4 protein-coding genes are annotated in these 17,245 nt (G+C 66.9%); 2 read left to right on the top strand and 2 right to left on the bottom strand.

Translation table 11 applies throughout. From position 1 onward, the window contains the following. Positions 1-30: 30 nt before the first annotated feature. Entirely contained in the window at positions 31-2,553 is a 2,523-nt protein-coding gene (locus tag E1263_RS25500; RefSeq protein WP_132171674.1) for a right-handed parallel beta-helix repeat-containing protein, read from the bottom strand. Beyond that, the gene (locus E1263_RS25505; protein WP_132171676.1) at positions 2,550-15,794 is read right to left on the bottom strand and encodes a hypothetical protein; all 13,245 of its coding nucleotides are present in this window, start codon (positions 15,792-15,794) and stop codon (positions 2,550-2,552) included. The genes E1263_RS25500 and E1263_RS25505 overlap by 4 nt, the downstream gene beginning before the upstream one ends. Positions 15,795-15,954: 160 nt before the next feature. Here E1263_RS25505 and E1263_RS25510 point away from each other — a divergent pair, with 160 nt between their 5' ends. Next, the gene (locus tag E1263_RS25510) at positions 15,955-16,845 is read left to right on the top strand and encodes a hypothetical protein (RefSeq protein ID WP_132171678.1); all 891 of its coding nucleotides are present in this window, start codon (positions 15,955-15,957) and stop codon (positions 16,843-16,845) included. Between the two features lie 32 nt (positions 16,846-16,877). Continuing rightward, on the top strand, positions 16,878-17,186 hold the full coding sequence (locus tag E1263_RS25515; RefSeq protein WP_132171680.1) for a hypothetical protein: 309 nt from the start codon (positions 16,878-16,880) through the stop codon (positions 17,184-17,186). Positions 17,187-17,245: the final 59 nt, after the last annotated feature.

A 17,245-nucleotide genomic window follows, 5' to 3' on the forward strand; every position in this document is an offset into this window, starting at 1 on the left:
TAGCCCCTGTTAACTAATCACTAATAGGTGTTACAACGACTCCGGCAGATCAGGGACCTCGAGCGAGACCAGCTGGGCCGGCGTCGGCGTGCCGAGCTCGGACATCCGGTGCGCCTGCCGCTCGGTCATCGCCTGGAAGATCTGCCGCGCCGATCGGCCGTTGCCGAAGCCGTCGCCGCGCGGCTGCTGCTCGAACAGCGTGTTCAACGCGGTCCGCGCATCAGGTGTCAGCTCGTACTGGTGACCGCGCGCCTGGTGCTCGACGATCGCCACCAGCTCGGCCGCCGTGTAGTCCTCGAACTGCAGCGTCCGTGTGAATCGCGAGGACAGACCCGGGTTCGACCCGATGAAGCGCGACATGTCGTTGACGTAGCCGGCCACGATCACAACCAGGTCGTTGCGGTGGTCCTCCATCAGCTTGACCAGCGTGGCGATCGCCTCGGCGCCGAAGTCGTTGCCGATCCCGATCGGCGCCAGCGAGTAGGCCTCATCGATGAACAGCACGCCACCGAGCGCCTGCGTGACCGCAGCCTGCGTCTTCGGCCCGGTATGACCGACGTACTCACCAACGAGCGCCGTCCGGTCCACCTCGACCAGATGCCCCTTCCGCAGCAGGCCGAGCGCCTTCAAGATTCGCCCGTACAACCGCGCAACCGTCGTCTTACCCGTACCCGGGTTGCCCGCAAAGACCAGGTGCCGGCTCAGCGGCGGCGCCGGTAGCCCGGCCTCCTCGCGCATCCGGACCGTCTGCATCAGCTTCACCATCGACTGGACGTCGCGCTTCACCCGATCGAGCCCGACCTGCTCCTCGAGCTCGGCCAGAACATCCTCGAGCGTCTCGTCGTCCGGCGGCATGCTCTCGTCGAGCGCCCCGGGCACATGCACCTCAGGCGTCGACGCAGCCCCCGCCGTGGCCGCAACCGGCTTCTCACGCACCATCGAGACCCCGTCGATGGTGCAGTCCTCAAACACCGGTACGGCGCCATCCTCCTGCCCGATCGCTTCGGAACAGTCCCGGATGCGCAGGTGCTTGAAGGTGGGGGCCGCGGTCTTCGCCAGATGCAGAGCCGGGTACTTCGTCCCAGTCACATCGCAGTCCGTGTAGGTCCCACCGGCCTTCTCGGCCACGTAGATCCCGTTCTTCGCGACCGTGCTCACCCGCAGCCCGGTCACCGTCGGAGTCGCCTCCGACCAGATCACCAGCCCCGAGCCCGCGCAGTTCTCGATCGTGCTCGCATCGATCGTCGCCGCCGCACCCGTGCCGACCACAATCCCGGCCGCCTTGGTCCCACTGACGCGCACCGCCTGCAGCGTTGCCAACCCGGCTCCGGCCAACTCCACGCCAGTGCCGACGGTCCCGGTCACCGAGGTCGTCCGCACATTCGTTGCCGTAGTGGACTCCAGCCGGATCCCCGTGCCGCCGCCGACAAACCGGCAGTCCTCGGCATCGGCGTACCCGGCGTCAACAGCCGACAACCCGGTCAGCCCGACATCCTGGATCCCACACCGGATGAGCTCGACCCGCGCCGACGCGGTCACATGGACACCGTGCTCAACGCCCTCGCGGACGTGACAATCGGTCAGCTTCGCATTCGCCGTACCGGTGAGGTGAACAGCGCTGTACGCCGGTCGGTCGAACCGCGTCGCGGTCACCGTCGCCGTCGCGGAATCCGAGACCAGCAAGCCATTCGCGCCCGCATCGGTCACTGCACAGTCGGTCGCGATCAGCTCGGCACTGTCCTGAGCAACCAGCCCACTGGCCCGCGCGTCGCGCACCCGGCAGTCGGTCAGCTCGCTGCGCGCCGACCCGGTCGCATGCACACCAGGCCCACCGGCCTTCTCGATCCGTACGTCGGTCAGTGTCGCCGTCGACCCGTCCTCCAGCAGTACGCCGGCCATCCCGGTCTGCCGGATCGTCCCATCGGTCGACACGAGCCGGCTCGACCCCCGCAGCCGGAACCCATATCCAGACGTCTGGTTCAACCGCAGCCGCGAAGCATCCAAGAACGCAGGCCCCGACAGTACGACGCCAATCCCGTCCACCGTGTCGATGACGGAGTCCTCGATCTTGGCCTGCACCCGGCCCGACAGGTGGATCGCGGCCAGTCGTCCCTGCTCCAGCCGAGATCCACGAATCATCAACGTAGTAACGCCGTACCCGGCCAGGTCTGAGCCCTGCCCGGTATTTTCGTTGCCTCGGGCATGGATCCGGCCACCGGCGATCGTGCAGTCCTCGATCACCAGTCCGGCACCACCGGCCACGCCGACGGCAGGCGCGCCCGCATCGTCAGCAGGAGCTTTGATCGTCAACCCACGCACGGTGCATTCGAGGCCTTCGGCAACGACCGTCGGCTCACCACCCGGTATGCCGGTCACCGTCACCTGCCCGCCACCCGGCTCCGCGACCACAGCGACCGAGCGGTCGAGCCGGAGCTGTTCGGCGTACTCGCCACCGGCAACCACGATCACGTCCCCAGGACCAGCAGCCCGCAGGGCCTCGCTGATCCGGCGGAAGCTGCCACGCCCCTTCGGGCCAACGTAGCGAGTGGTCACGGGGTTCCTTGGGTGCCGGGGACGGAGGGTACGGGGGTGACGCCTGGCGGCAGAATCACACCACCCGGAGTGATCGTAGGCTGCGGGGCCGCCGGCGGAGGCGGCGGTGTCGTCGGGATGTGCGACCACGGCGGGTCGATCCGGCCGCGGATCTCCGGCGTCAGCAGCGAGCCCATGCCCTTCTCCCACAGGCGCAACGGCATGTTCAGCGCCATCTCGCCGATGCCACCCTTTTGGACGTACCGGCCGAGCGCGTACTGACCGATGCCGGTCCGGAGCAGTCCGATGCTGTTCGCGGCAACCAGGCTGGCCACCGCCGTGATGCCACCCTCGGCCACGGCCTGCCAGCCGGACACCTTGTGGCTCTTGCCGTCCGAGCCCGGTACGCCGAAGATCGCGGCGTTCATGGCACCGTTCACAAAGGCGGTGAGCGGCAGCAGCATCATGCCGAAGCCGTAGTCGAAGACACCCGCGCGCCACTTCACCGCGCCGGTGTTCGCGGCCCACTCTCCACCCCAGGTGGAGGTGTGGTTCATCGGACGGTTCGTGATCAGCTTGCCGCCGTCGAGGTTGGCCTGGTTCTGCTTCATGTTCCGCACGAAGCTGCCCATCAGCTTGGTGTCGGTCAGCGCTGCCCCGGCGACGCCCTTGATCGTGGTACCGACCGCGGCGTTCATCAACGCCTTCAGCGCGTCGTTACCGGTGAACGGCTTGTTCTGCGCCTCGGCGATGATGCCCATGATCATCAGCGACGCCGCGTAGTCGAGCAGGAAGTCGAACGTCATCGAGATCGCGAGCTTCTGCGTCAGCAGCCGCGAGAACGGCGCGTAGTTCGCCTCCCGCAGTACGGCGCTCCCACCCGGCATCAGCGTCTTGTCGGCCATCGTCCAGTTGGACTGCATGAGCCACGGCTGCCGCTGGACATCGCCCATCCGCGTGTTCCAGCCGCGGAACTCGGTCATCTGGCCCCGGAAGTCGAACTCGTTGCCGGTGAGCCGCAGTTGCCCGTCGCGGAACTCGAAGACCAGCCCGTTGTCGGACCGCTCGCCGATCACCCGGCCGGTGTTGTCGTAGAGCTTCCACTGGCCGTGGACCTTGTCGGTCTCCAGGAAGTTGTTCCCCGACGCCACCCGCTCCCGGACGACCTTGTCGAAGTCGAATTCCTTCCACTGTGCGAAGTCCGTGCGCCCGTTGCCGTCCATCGTGTACTCGCGGACCCGAGCCGGCCGGCCGTCGCCGATGTGGACCGGCGTCTCCCGGAGGACCTGGGTCGGCGTGGTCGGCGTCGCCGGGATGCTGTCGCGGAAGTGGGTCGAGCCGTTGACCCAGTTGTTGCCCCAGGTCCCGTCGGCCTGCAGCCAGGCACGGTTGAGCTGCGTCGACCCGACGACCTCGACACCGAGCTTGTCGAACTCCTTGGCCACCCACTGGCCGCCGTTGTCCCACGACTCGATGAAGCGCAACTCGTCGAGCATCCGCCGATCGCGAACCAAGTTGCCCGCGGCATCGAAGTCCCGGAACGAGTTGTCGTAGCTGATGCTCTCGTCGCGCGAGCCCTTGAAGTGGAACCGCTCGCCACCACTGTTCGCGACCTGGACACCGTTCTGGTCCAGCTCGTGCCAGCGCCAGGTCGACGAGTCGGCGTCGCCGGTCGCCACGACGTACTTGTGACCGCCGACGTTGGCCGGGTCGTCGACCTTGTGCGCCATCCCGACCAGGTTGCCGTGGGCATCCCGGTTGACCCAGATGTGCGTGTCCGCCGGATCCGGGTACTCCCGGACGACGCCGCCCGGCTGACTCTCGCGGAACATCCGCCAGCCCTGACCGTCGACCTCGGCGAAGTCCTGCCAGGTGTTGCCGTTGGTGACCCGCCAGCCGTTCACATCGCCGTTGGTCCACGGGGTATCGGCGCGTGCACCCGGCTGCAGATTCGCCTGCGGATACTGGTTCGTCGGGGACGTCGCGTGGTCGCCGACCTTGAGGTCGGTGCCGTCGTGCAGCTTGCCCTTCGAGCGGACGAAGGCGCCGGCCATGTCGACGTCGATGAAGGCCTCGTCCGCACCGACGTACCGGATTCCGTTGTCGGCCGCGTTCGGGCCGCCGGTGGTGTTCCAGCGGAAGATCTGGAAGCGGTTGTCGCCTGCGATGTGGGCAACGCTGCCGGTGGTCGGCGGGTTGCCCAGCAAGCGCTCCCGGACCCAGACCGGCGGCCGCTGGTCACCCTGGCGGACCGACGAGAGCAACGTGCCGTCCGGCAGCAGCTCGCCCTTGCCGATGGGCTTGACCTGCGGCGACAGCAGCTCGAACGAGCCGTCCCGCGTCGGATGCGTAGCGCCCGGCTGAAGCGTGAACTCCTTGTACTGGCGCGCGTGGTCGGGTCCGTGCCAGGTGCCCCACTTCTGCTGGGCGACGTGGCTGACCTCGTTGCCGTTGTCCATCACCCGGACGGTGTCGGTCCAGCCCTCGCCGACCCTCTCGAACGTCCGGTTGCCCTGGGCAACATGTACGAAGTCGGCCTGGTACCGGTGCCAGGTCCAGCTGCCGTCACCGTTGCGGATCGCGATGACGTGACCGGTGATCTTCTCCTCGGCCTTCGCCAGCGGCCCCAGCTGATCAGCAATCGGGTTGTCGAACTTCTGCAGCCCCTGCTGGTAGTCGCGAACCGTCCGCCAGTTGTGGTTGATGTCTTGCCAGGCGTTTCCGGCCGTCGCGTGGTGCCGCTTGCCCCAGTCGGTCAGGTTGCCATTCGTGTCGTACTGCGTCCACGTCGTACGACGGTTGGTCGAGTTGAACCCGAGGGTGTCGGTCTTGCGGAAGCTGTCGAGGATCTGGTCGCCCGGAAGCCATCGACGTTCGAAGACCTCGACCTCCTTGGCCGTCGAGCTCTGCAGCTTGATCCGGCCCTGCTCCAGACCGACGATGTCGACCTTGCCCTTGTGGAACCCGAGATCGCCGATCGTGCCGTCGTCAGCGACCCGCTGCCAGGTGTTGTCGGTCCGGTTGATGACGTACTTGAACTGGGTCGGCTGATTGTCCCGCACAACCCGGAAGCCCTGCTCGGTGATGTCGCCGCCGCGGTTGAACTGGTGGAACTCGCCGTGCCGTGGGCGGCCCGGCATGGTGATCTCGATCCGGATGTTGCCCGTGTTGTCGATGGTCGCGCGGTGCGGGATCGGCATCTGCACACCGGCGTTGTCCGCCCAGGTCACGACGCCGTTGTTGTCCCGGGTGATCCGGCTGCCGCCGAACACCGCACCGTTGCCCGGGATGTCGGTGACCTCGCGGAGCAGCCCGCCCTGCATGTCGAACACGTCATGCCCGTTCGCCCGGGCCACGTGGATCTCGGTGCCGTTGACGACAACGTTGCGCCCGGCCACCGGCTGGAAGGCGTTGTCGAGCCACTGCGGGTTGTTGCCACCAGCACCGATGTGCAGCCACGCGGTCTCGCCCGGCAGCTGAATCTGGCGCCCGAAGGCCTGGTACGCACCATCCGCGCCGAACTGCTCGAACCGGCCGTTGTCGACGATCCGATAACCGCCGCCCTGCACGTGATTGACGGTCGCAGTGTCGCCCGCCGGCCCACGCAGGACCAGGTTGTTGTTGACATCGTGGACGACGATCCGCTGCGTGCCAGTGACCTGATCGAGAGCCGGAACCTGCCGCTCGAGGTAGCCACCCGCGTTGTCGAAGTGCCGGGTAACGCCGTTGGCGTCGGCGATGTGGAAGGTATTCGTGCCGTCCTGCGACAGATGCACCGTGCCGGGCCGCGCAGTCGCCGCATCGTCGACGAAGTGTGCCTGTCCATCAGGCATCCGGTAGAGGTACGTGTTACCCCCGTACGCCGGGTCCTGGACCCGGAAACCGTGCGCCCGGCCGAGCCCGTCGTCCCCAAACCACCGGACCGTGCCTGTCGAGTCGTCGAACATCCGGAACTGCCCGTTGCCGAACGTCTCAAGGCGATGCTGCGCAGGCACCCCGCCATTCAGATCGACCACCCGGAACCCACCCGCGCCATCGGCCTCGGTGAACAGCGTCTCCCGCGGATGCAGGTTGTCGGCCAGCGCGACACCATCACCGAGGTGCGCGCCATCAGCGCCGTACCGCTGCATCTGGCCGCGCGCCCCGATGACCCGGAAGCCACCGTCCTGCACATCCACGACCCGGAACAACGGCCCATCGGCCCCGGCCACCGACGGCCGACCCTGCACCGGGCGAACAACCACCTGATCCTGGAACCGGCTCTCGAGCGTGATCCGGTTGTCGACATGGATGCCGTTGGCATCGAATCCACGCCCGATCCGGCCCTCGACCACCACGACGCCGTTGTCGAGCTGCTGAACCGCCGCGTTCGGGACCGGCACACCGTGCTGGTCGACCACGCGGGGGCCAGTGCCTAGGTTCTCCGTGAAGCGCAGACCGTTCGGGTCCTGCAGGCGAATGCCGTCACTGAGGTGCACACCGTCCGCGCCGAAGCGGGTCGCGTTGTTGCCTTCGACAACCCGGAACTCGCCACCGGCCAGGTTGTCCAGGTGCGTGTTCGGGATCGGCACGCCCTGGATGTCGACGACCTGGGCACCTTCGGTGAACCGGATACCCCGGGTGTCGTTCAGTACGACGCCATCCGCGACGTGGACGCCATTGGCGCCGTACCGGCCGGTCTGCCCGTTCGGGCCGACCACGCGGAAGCCGTTGGTGCCGAAGTCGTGGACGGCGAACTGGCCGCCGTTCGGACCGGCAACGTGCGGCTGACCGCCGTGCGGAAGCACGACCTGGTTGCCGTTGAAGACACCGGCCAACTGGTGCTGCTGGACCTGCGGCATGTGCAGCATGTTGACGACGACCGGCTCCTGCGCCCAGGCGCCCGGCTGCGGCAGCCGCATGAACAGATCACTGTCGTGCAAGACGTTTCCGCGGAGCTGCGCGGCCAGGTCGGTGAGATCCGTGCCCTTCCACGGGCCCTTGCTGAACGCCGCGTCGGCGCCCTCGATCTTGACCGAGACCGTGCCGCCGTCGACGTCCTTGCTGATCAGTACGTCGAGCTTGTCGCCGTACCCGGGCTTGCTCAGCGTGTGCGTGGTGAGGTTGCCGTCGGCACTCTTCGTCGTCGTGACGGTGACGTCGTCGAAGCCCTCCCAGCGGTTCACCGAGCCGTTGTCGAACGCGCGGACGAAGTCGTCGTACGCCGTGTCCAGGTTCATGCCTGGCCACTTCTCGGTGAGCAGGTCGACGATCTTGCCGGACGAGATCTGCTCGGCCCGGACCGGGACGATCGTCATCCCGTCCTCGATCCGGTCCGGCCCGGTCCGCTTCAGCACGGTCGGCGCGAGTGTGACCTCCCACTGGCTCTGGTTCCACGCCTTGGCAGCGCCCTCGCCCGCGTCGTATCCCTTCGGGTACGCCATCGACAGCTTGCCGTGACCCGCCGGTACGTCGATCTCGAAGACGAAGCGGTTGCTCGCGGCACCGTTCTTCGCCCACTCCTCCTGGAAGCCGATGTTGTTCGACGTGGAGCTCGGCAGCCGGTCGACGAACTCGTCGGCCTGCGCGGCATGCGGGTCCATCGAAACCCCGCGGTACAAGGTCATCCGCTCGTCCGGACCCTTGAACAGCAGGTCGCGGGTGACGTTGTTGAAGTCGTTCACCTTCGCAGCAAGGGTTCCCTCGCCGAGTGCGGACGGCTTCACGAAGCCTTCGTAGCCGCGCTTGGACGTGAAGGCACCGCCCATCACGTCCTTCATCATGTTCTCGACGGCCTTGTTGTCGAGCGCCGCGGTGAGGTGCGTCCGCGACGAGTCGACCTGCGCGGTCCACCGGGCCAAGCCATCCGGGTCGTTGCCCAGGTGCGGCGGCGGGGCCGCCGGGCCGAGCTTTCCGGTGGCAGTCTCGACCGGGCCGAGGAAGTTCCCGTCCCGGGTGTAGTGCAGCGGCCCGGTCGGCGTCGCGATGAACAGGTCGTCACCGGACAGCTGGCGCGGCCAGACGCCTGCGTCGCCGAGCGTCCCATCCAGCTGGCCCGCAATACCGCGCAGGTTGACGACCTCGCCGGCCAGCGGGCCGTCGGTCAGCGTCATCGTCCGGCCGATCAGACTCGGCCGGAAGCCCATCCGGAACGTCCAGGTGTCCCCGACGACGCCCCCTCCTCCGGTGCCGATCCGCGTCACGACGACCGTGTTGCCGGTCACCGCACCGCTGAAATCGTCGGCCAGGGAGCCGGCGAAACCGACCTGACCCCGCTCGACCTGGAACGACACGTTGCCGCCCGGTACGTCGAACAACCGTCCGGCACCCGGCAGTTTCATCTTCTTGGCGGCGCTGACCTCGGCCTGGAGGTCGTCGAAGTCCATCTCGTGTTTGCGCTTGAACGCGGCCTTGCCGGCATCGAAGTCGACCTGCGCCGCGTCCAGCTCCATCTTGACCTGCGGCCCGATCGCCGCATCCACCGACGTGCTGTCGCTGCGGCCACCGTGCAGGTTGACGTTGAGCTCGGCCTGCTGCAGGTTGTACCGCGACTGCCGAACCCGGCCGAAGTCCTCCATCCGGACGCTGGCCATCGCCTCTGCGTCGAACGCCGCGCGCGGCGCCGTGGTCTTCGCGGCCAGGTCCACGTCCATCGGCGAGGCGGCCGCCTTACCCTTGGCGCTCCAGGCCGCCGGCTTCGACATCGACACGAACAGGTCGTTGTCGTGCAGTGTCCCGGCCTTGAGGTCGGTCGCGATGTTCGCGAACCCGTCCCGGCTCCAGGTCTGGTTGAACGATGTCGTGCCATCGGCGGTCGCGGTCACCCTGACCGAGTCGGCGTCCACGTCCCGGGTCACGACGATCTTCAGGTTGTTGCCCTCGAACCCGACCTTGCTGACCGTGATCTCGTTCACCAGGCCGGACGTCTTCGAGGTCACGGTGACCTCCGACATCCCGCCGAATTTCTGCATCCCCGCGGTGTCGAAGGCCTTCGCGAAGTCGTCGAACGCCGTGGCCGAGTCGAGCCCGCTCCACCGCTCGGTCAGGAAGTGACCGATCTGGTCGTCGGTCATCTGCCGGGCCCGGACCGGGATGACGGTCAGGCCGTCCCTGGTGAAGATCGGCTCGCTGGTCCGCTCCAGGATCGTCGGCGACAGCGTCACCTCGAACTGACCCTGGTTCTTCGGCGCCGCGTCGCCGATACCCCGGACGTAGTCGTCCGGGTAGGCCATCGCGAGCTTGCCGTGCGTCTCCGGTACGTCGATCTTGAACACGACGCGCTTGTCCAGATCCGCGCCCTTGGCCCACTGCGGCTGGAACTTCCACTCGCTCGACGTCGAGACCGGCAGCCGCTCGATGAACGTGTCGCTTTGGGCCGCGATCTTGTCCATCGCCACGCCGCGGTAGACCGTCGTACGGCCGATCTTGCCGTCGACCATCAGCGAGTGCGCGCCGGTGTTGAACTCGAGCACCTTCTCCTCGAGCGTCCCATTGTGGAACGCTGAGTCGACGTAGCCGCCGTACCCGCGCTTGGAGGTGAAGGCACCCTCCGCGATCGAGTCCATCATCCGGCCGACGTCGTCCAGCTGGCCGGCCGCGGTCAGGTGGGTCCGCGAGATCTCGGCCTGAGCGGTGAAACGCGCCAGGTCGTCGCCGGTCATTCCCGCCGGCGCGTTGACCGGTGGCAGGTGGTCGGTCCGCGTACCGCCGATACCGACGAACTCGCCCTCACGGGTGTACTTGGCCGGGCCGAGCGTCGACGGGACGTGGAACTCACCGGACAGGTACTGGACCGGGACATTGCCGTTGAGGTCGTCGACCAGGTGCGACTGGCCGGGCAGGCCGATCTCGATCTCGGCGCCGATCCGCTTGCCCTCGAAGGGTCCGCCGGTCAACGTGAACTCGTCGCGGTTCAGCATCGGCATGTTGGTACGCCGGTTGATCGAGAACTCGAGTTGGCGTGTCATCGTGCCGTCGAACGAGGTCTCGGTGACCTTCAGCATCGGCCCGTCGAAAGTGCCGGTGAACGCATTCGCGTTCGGCCCGGTGAAGGTGACCGTGCCGTCATCGACCTTGAAGAAGACACTGCTGTTCGGGATCGGGGCCGGGCGCGGCTGCGTTCCACCGGCGACCAGGCGCGGGCGGTCGCGCAGCGAGTCGACCAGCAGTTCGTCGAGCTGGTGCTGAACGCTCTCGACGTTCATCCCCGGGTACTTCGATTCGAAGATCTCCTTGACCTTCACGAACTCACCCTGGGCGTGCTGCAGATCAACCTTGGCCAGATCGCCGACCGAGACACCGGTCGCCCGGCCGTCGATGCGGTTGCCGTTGACGCTGAAGTTGTCGAGCGCCTTACCGAGGTCGTTCTGCGCCTTCTGGATCGTGGTGAAGTCGTTGGCCTTCTGCAGCACGAGCGAATCGGCGTCACCGGGCGACCGGAAGACGTTCGTGCGGGCCAGGCTGTCGGCGTCCCAGGCATCCGCGATCTGCTTGCCGCTTGCCCGCGACACGGTCCATTCGGCCGGCTTGGCGAGGTTCGTGAACTGCTCGTTGTTGTGCAGCACGCCGCCGCGCAGATCCGTGGCCAGGTTGCGGAAGTCGGTCTTCGACCAGGTCTGGTTGAAGACTGTCTTGCCGTCGGCAACCATCGTGACGCGGACCGAGTCGGCCGGCTCGTTGCGCATCACGGTGATCGTGAGCTCGTTCTTGAAGCCCGGCCGCTGCACGTGGATCGTGTGCATCATGTTGTCGGTGCTGGTCGTCGACCGGGTGATCGCGTCGTCGAAACCCTCGAAGTTGCGCAGGTTCGTCTGGTTGAAGGACTTCGCGAAGTCGTCGAACGCCGTCGCCGAGTCCAGGCCCTTCCACTGCTCGGTGATCAGCGACTCGAGCTTCGAGGTCGGGATCTGCTCGGCCTTGACCGAGATGATCCGCATCTCGCCCACGAAGCGGTCCGGCGCACCGGTCCGTACCAGCGTGGTCGGTGCCAGTGTGAACTCGGACTGGTCCTGGTTCCAGGCGCGGGCCTCGCCGCCGCCCGGCGTGTAGTGGTCCGGATACGACATCGCGAGCTTGCCATGGTTCGCCGGTACGTCGATCTCGAACACGACGCGGTTCGACATCACGCCGTTCTTCGCCCACTCGTCCTGGAACTTCATCGAGGTCGAGGTGGAGATCGGCAGCCGCTCGGGGAAGCTGTGCGCGAGCGCCGCCTCCGGGTCCAGCGAGACGCCACGGTAGACGGTGATGTTGTCGGCCGGCCCCTTGTGCAGCAGGTCCTGCGTGATCGTGTCGAAGGTCCTGACCTTCGTGACCAGGGTGCCGTCGCCGAGCGCGGTCGGGTTGACGTAGCCGCCGTACCCGCGCTTGGAGGTGAACGATCCGCCGGTGACGTCCTTCATCAGGCCGGAGAGCTTCGAGTCCGAGGCAGCCAGCGTCAAATGCGTGCGGGACAGGTCGACCTGGGCTTCCCAGCGGGCCAGCCCGGCCGGGTCGCCGGCCAGGTGCTGCGGCGGGGTCGGCTTGGGCAGGTGCCCCGCCGCGTTCTCACCCGGACCGGTGAAGACACCGCCGCGGTCGTAGTTCATCGGGCCCTGCGGCGAACCGACCGTGATCGTGTCGTCGGTGACCTTGACCGGGAACGACTTGCCGTCGAAGCTCATCGCGCCGCGGTCGAACTGGCCGAGTTTGCCTTCCAGTGCTACCGGCTTGCCGTCGAAGAGACCGCCGTTCAGCGGGAAGGACTCGCCGATCTGGTTGGCCCGGTTGCCGAAGCCCAGGTTGTAGGTCCAGGAGTGGCCGGTCGACTCCCGGCTGATCTTCAGCGTCGTGCCGTTGACCGCCGAGGTGAAGTCGTCGGCGTGGTCACCGTGCAGGGAGATTTGCTTGCCGTCAGCAACATTGAACTTGACGCCTGCGTTGCCCGGTACGTCGAACGTCTGCGTGCGACCGCCACCGAGCAGCCGGGGGCGCTCGTTCAGCGACTGGGTGGTGATGTCGTCGAGCTGCTGCTTGAGCCCGTCGACGCTGAGGTGGTGCTTGTCCTCGAACGCCGCCTTGGCATTGTCGAGGTCACGCTGCGCGCCGTGCAGGTCGATGTGCACCTGCTCGCCGACCGACGGGCCGGTGGACGGTCCGTCACCACGGGTGCCGTGGACCTCGACGTTCTCGTGCGCGATGTTGAGGTTCTTCTGGGCGTTCTGGACCGACCCGAAGTCTTCCATCTTCTTTGTGACGGCGAGGTCGGTGTCACCGGCCTTGTGGAAGACACCGGCCTTGGCTGCCAGGTCGTTCTGCCAGTGGGCCGTGATGTTCTGGCCCTCGAGCTTGCCGGTGGCGCTGTAGTTCCAGGAGGCGCCGTCCTTGCCGAGAATCTGTACGCCGCCGGTGTCCAGCCCGCGCACCTTCAGGCCGTCCGGGACGAGCTTGCCGTCCAGACCCGTCACGTGGAAGGTGCCGTCGGACCCCTTGACCAGGATCTGGTCGGTGGGCCGGATGACGCCGTCGGTCTTGGTCAGCCGGATGCCCTGGTCGATGACGAGGCCGTCACTGCCGAACCGGGTCGTCGCACCGGTCGAGGTGTCGGTGAACCGCAGGTGCCCGCCGCCGAGGACGTCGAGGCGGCCGTTGGGGCCACCACCGTGCAGGTTGAACTGCGTCATCCCGCCTTCGAACCGCTCGACCTTGATCATCGCGCCGGGATGGTCGGGCAGGCCGCTCAGCGGGATCTCGGACTTGCCCGGGACGAACGAGTGACCGCTGCCCGGCGTACCGGGGGTGCCTGCATTGCCGAGGTTGCCGACATTCGGGGCGCCGATATGGACCGGTGCGCCCACTCCCGGCGTACCGATCGATCCCGGGAGGTTGCCGACTCCAGGGGTGCCGATGTGCCCCGGTCCGCCGACTCCCGGCGTACCGACGTGGCCGTTCGGGACGATCTGGGTCTGGATCGGGACCTCGGTGCGCGGCATGTTGACCGGCTGCACGTGGGCCGTCGCCGGCGGAGAGGCCAGGTTCTGAGTGCCGGCCAGGCCGGGGTTGTCGACCCTGACCGGTACGCCGGGGGCGCCGACCTTGAGGTCTGCGGCGCCACCGTGCAGCAGGTTGAGTGCGCTGTTGATGCGGTCGACGGCAGGCGGGGCGACTGACCCCAGGTGGCCGTTCGCCGCCCCCGACGAGTGCAGGATCTCGTCGATCGACTGGGTGAAGTGCTGCGCCTGGAAGCCGTGCCCGGCGCCGTCGCCGATCGACTGGGCGAAGTTCGGCGAGATGCTCGGGGTGTTGCCGCGGATGCCGGAGTTGACCAGGTCGCCGATGCCGCTCGACTGGGTGCCCGACACGTGCAGCGAGCTGACGTTCACGTTCGGCTGGACCACGTTCGCATTACCGGTCAGGTGGGCGAAGTTCCCCGTCCCGGCGCCTTGAGTGCCGTGCACCAGGCTGTTGGACGGCAGCGCCGGGATCGCGACGTGGCTCGCGTTCGGCATGCCTTGGACGAGGCCCTCGATGCCGTTGACCCCGTTGACCGTGGGCGAACCGGTGTGCAGACCCGAGATGTTCGTCGACAGGTTGCCGACGCCGTTCAGCGACGGCGTACCGGCGTGCATGGCCGGGATGTTCGTGGACACGTTCCCGACGTTGCCGAAGGACGGCGTACCGGCGTGCATGGCGGGGATGTTCGTCGAGACATTGCCGACATTGCCGAACGCCGGCGTCCCGACGTGCATGGAGCCGACATTGGTCGACACGTTGCCGACGTTCGTCGGGCCCGGGATGTGCAGGCCGCTGGCGGTCTGCACGGTCGGCGGGTTGATCGCGCTGACCCCGACGTTGGTCGGCGGCAGCGGGGCCATCGGCGCCAGGTGGATCTCGTCGATCGCGGTGAACGCCTTGCCGGCGCCGAACCCGGAGTCGGTGGCCAGGCCGAAGTTGTTGATGTGGACCGCCGGGACCAGCTTCGGCGGCTCCATCATCTGGTTGAAGAAGGACTTGAGGTTGTCGACGAAGCCGAGGTTGCCGGTGGGGATCGGGGCCGCGCTGATCCCGCGCGAGATCGCCCCCATCATCGGCATCCCGAACACGTTCTGGCCGAACACACCACGCCCGACCACGCCGACCTTGAGGGCCGAGGTGAAGGACTTGAAGTTGCTCAGCCCGAGCGCCTGGAAGGCGCGGATGTCGTCAGCCGCGACCGGCAGGAAGATCCGGGTCCACTGCAGGTTGTTGAAGTGTGCAGAGATGAACTTCCCGGTGCCGGTGAACGCCGTACCGATGCCCTTGCCGATGGCGCCGATGCCCTTGCCGACCGCGGACAGGCCGGACGAGAACGCGAGCGACAGCTTGCTGAAGGTGCCGAGCGCGATGGTGCCGAAGTTGTTCACGAAGCTGGCGGCGTTGACCGGGAAGTTGTGCAGGTTCTTGATCACGAACAGGCCGGTCTCGCGGATCGAGAGGTTGACCAGGCTGCCGAGCCCGCGCAGGCCGGTCAGGCCCGACATCAGGAAGTTCTTGCTGAAGATGTTCCGGAAGGTCTGCGCGATCCCCTTCACCCCGGCGGCGATCCCGCCGGCGACACCCTTGATGATGCTGAAGATCGGCAGCGCCTTGGTGGTCGGCGCGATCAGGCCCAGACCGGCCAGGAACAGGTCGAGGAAGCCGGCATCGCCCTTGGCGACGTCGACGATCGTCTTGATGAACAGCGCCAGGTTCACGCCGAGCGCGATCAGGGCGATCGGGCCACCGAAGATCAGCGCCGGGATGATCAGGATGATCGCGAGCCACTTGAAGGCTTCCCAGAACGCCTCACAGGCCGAGATCGGCAACTGGATGTTCGCCACGCCGTTGATCCGGCCGGCGTAGCCACCGGCTGCGCTGGACTGGTCCCGCCCGGCCTGCTCGGCGATCCCCTTCTGCCGCTCCCGCTCCGGGTTGTCCTCGGGCAGGCCGCGACCGGCGTTGAGCGCGTCGTCCGCCGTCCGCTGGTAGCCCTCGACCGCCGTCCGCCACTCGCGCAGTGCGGTGGCCGAGGTCTCGAACGCGTTCGCCACGTCCTCGACGTGACCGCGGAGCCGACCGTCGACCTTGCTCCGGAGGGCGTCCGCGGTGGCGCCGACAAAGTCCTGGTCGCTGTTCTTGTTCATCACCTTGTCGACGGCGTTCATGATCTCGCGCGCCTTGCCGCCGACCTTCTGGAGGACCTCGGCCAGCTGGCCGATCGTCTCCGGCTCGCCGGGGGTGGGGTCGCTGCCCAGCCCGATCGCTTCCCAGTCGCCCGGCCGTGGCATTCATCCCCTCCTCACGCTCGGCGAAAAGCCTCCGCACTGACCACGCACCAGGCGCGTGGAAGGTTCATTCGGATTCATTGTGAATGGAAATGAACCTGGGCGCCTGCTCGCGCGTGGTCTGTACGTACCTGTGTGGTCGAGCGCGAGGTCAGGAGGGGTTGTGCCGGACAAACTCAAGATGAACTACAACCTGCTCAACGACGCCAAGAAGGATCTTGAGGAGTTGGCGGGCAACATCAAGCCGACGCTGAACAACGACCTGTTCGACAGCGTGGCCGGGCACAGCTCGGCCGTGATGGGCAGCAGCAAGATCAGCGCCGCGATCACCAGGCTGCACACCAACGCCCAGAGCACGATGACCAAGGCCGAGGACGGCCTGAAGAAGCTGGCCGGTTCCTTCGGCTCGGTCGGTGAGGCGTTCCTCCAGTTCGACGCCGAGATCGCTCAGGGCATGAACGTCACCAACAGCAACCTGGCGCTGTCGAACTACTACCGGGACAAGTCCCAGTGGGACTACTACCAGTCACACAAGAGTGAGTGCGAGAACCTCCCGGCCGGCACCAAGGCACCGGACTTCTGCAGTGCCACGAACCCGGGTGACCACCCGCCGCTGGACCAGACCATCACCACGGACCGCGGCAACATCCAGACGCACCTGACCGTCGATGACAAAGGCAACGTCATCAAGGAAGAGACCACGGTCACCTACGACGGCAAGACGTACCACTCGGTGACGACGTACAGCGACGACAAGCACACGATGTACACCGACAGCGAGTACCCCGACGGCAGCAAGGTCCACGACGAGACCACGATCAAGACCGACGGGGGCAGCACGTCGACGTCCACCAGCACGGACCACGACGGCAAGAAGGACGTCACCGTGACCGACCTCGGGAGCGACGGTGCCGGCACGAAGAAGGTCACCGACTCCGACGGTGAAGTGACCGAGTACACCCGCGGTGCGGACAACGAGGACGGCACCTCGGCCAAGTGGGTCGAGGTCCCGAAGCCCGAAGACGATTACTACTACTACCCGATGGGCGTCTAGCCCACCGCCCACCTCCGAAAGGACCACCCGCAATGGCGTACGACGGCATCAACCTCGACTACGGCAAGATCGTCGATGTCACCACCCTGATGAAGAACGCCCACGACCAGATCGTCCCGCTGGTGGAGAACCTGCGCACCCGGGTCAACACCCTCGTCGACGACGGCATGGTGTTCAAGCAGTCCAGCGAGGTCATCCGGAACACCTACAACAACTTCGACACCAGCCTGAAGGCCGCGGTCAAGGGCATCGAGGACTTCCGCGAGATGTTCAACAGCATCAAGAAGAACGCCGAAGACTTCGACCAGGGCATCAGCAACTCACTGAACCAAGCCAAGTAACCCCAGCACCCCCGAAGGGGCTCCCGGCACCCGTTGCCCGGAGCCCCTTTCGCATCCCC

Source organism: Kribbella antibiotica (assembly GCF_004349055.1).
GTDB classification, from domain to species: domain Bacteria; phylum Actinomycetota; class Actinomycetes; order Propionibacteriales; family Kribbellaceae; genus Kribbella; species Kribbella antibiotica.

What these genes read in the sequence shown, in the direction of transcription:
- E1263_RS25505 (WP_132171676.1), bottom strand. Translation starts at nt 15,794, where the DNA reads ATGCCACGGCCGGGCGACTGGGAAGCGATCGGGCTGGGCAGCGACCCC.
- E1263_RS25515 (WP_132171680.1), top strand. Translation starts at nt 16,878, where the DNA reads ATGGCGTACGACGGCATCAACCTCGACTACGGCAAGATCGTCGATGTC.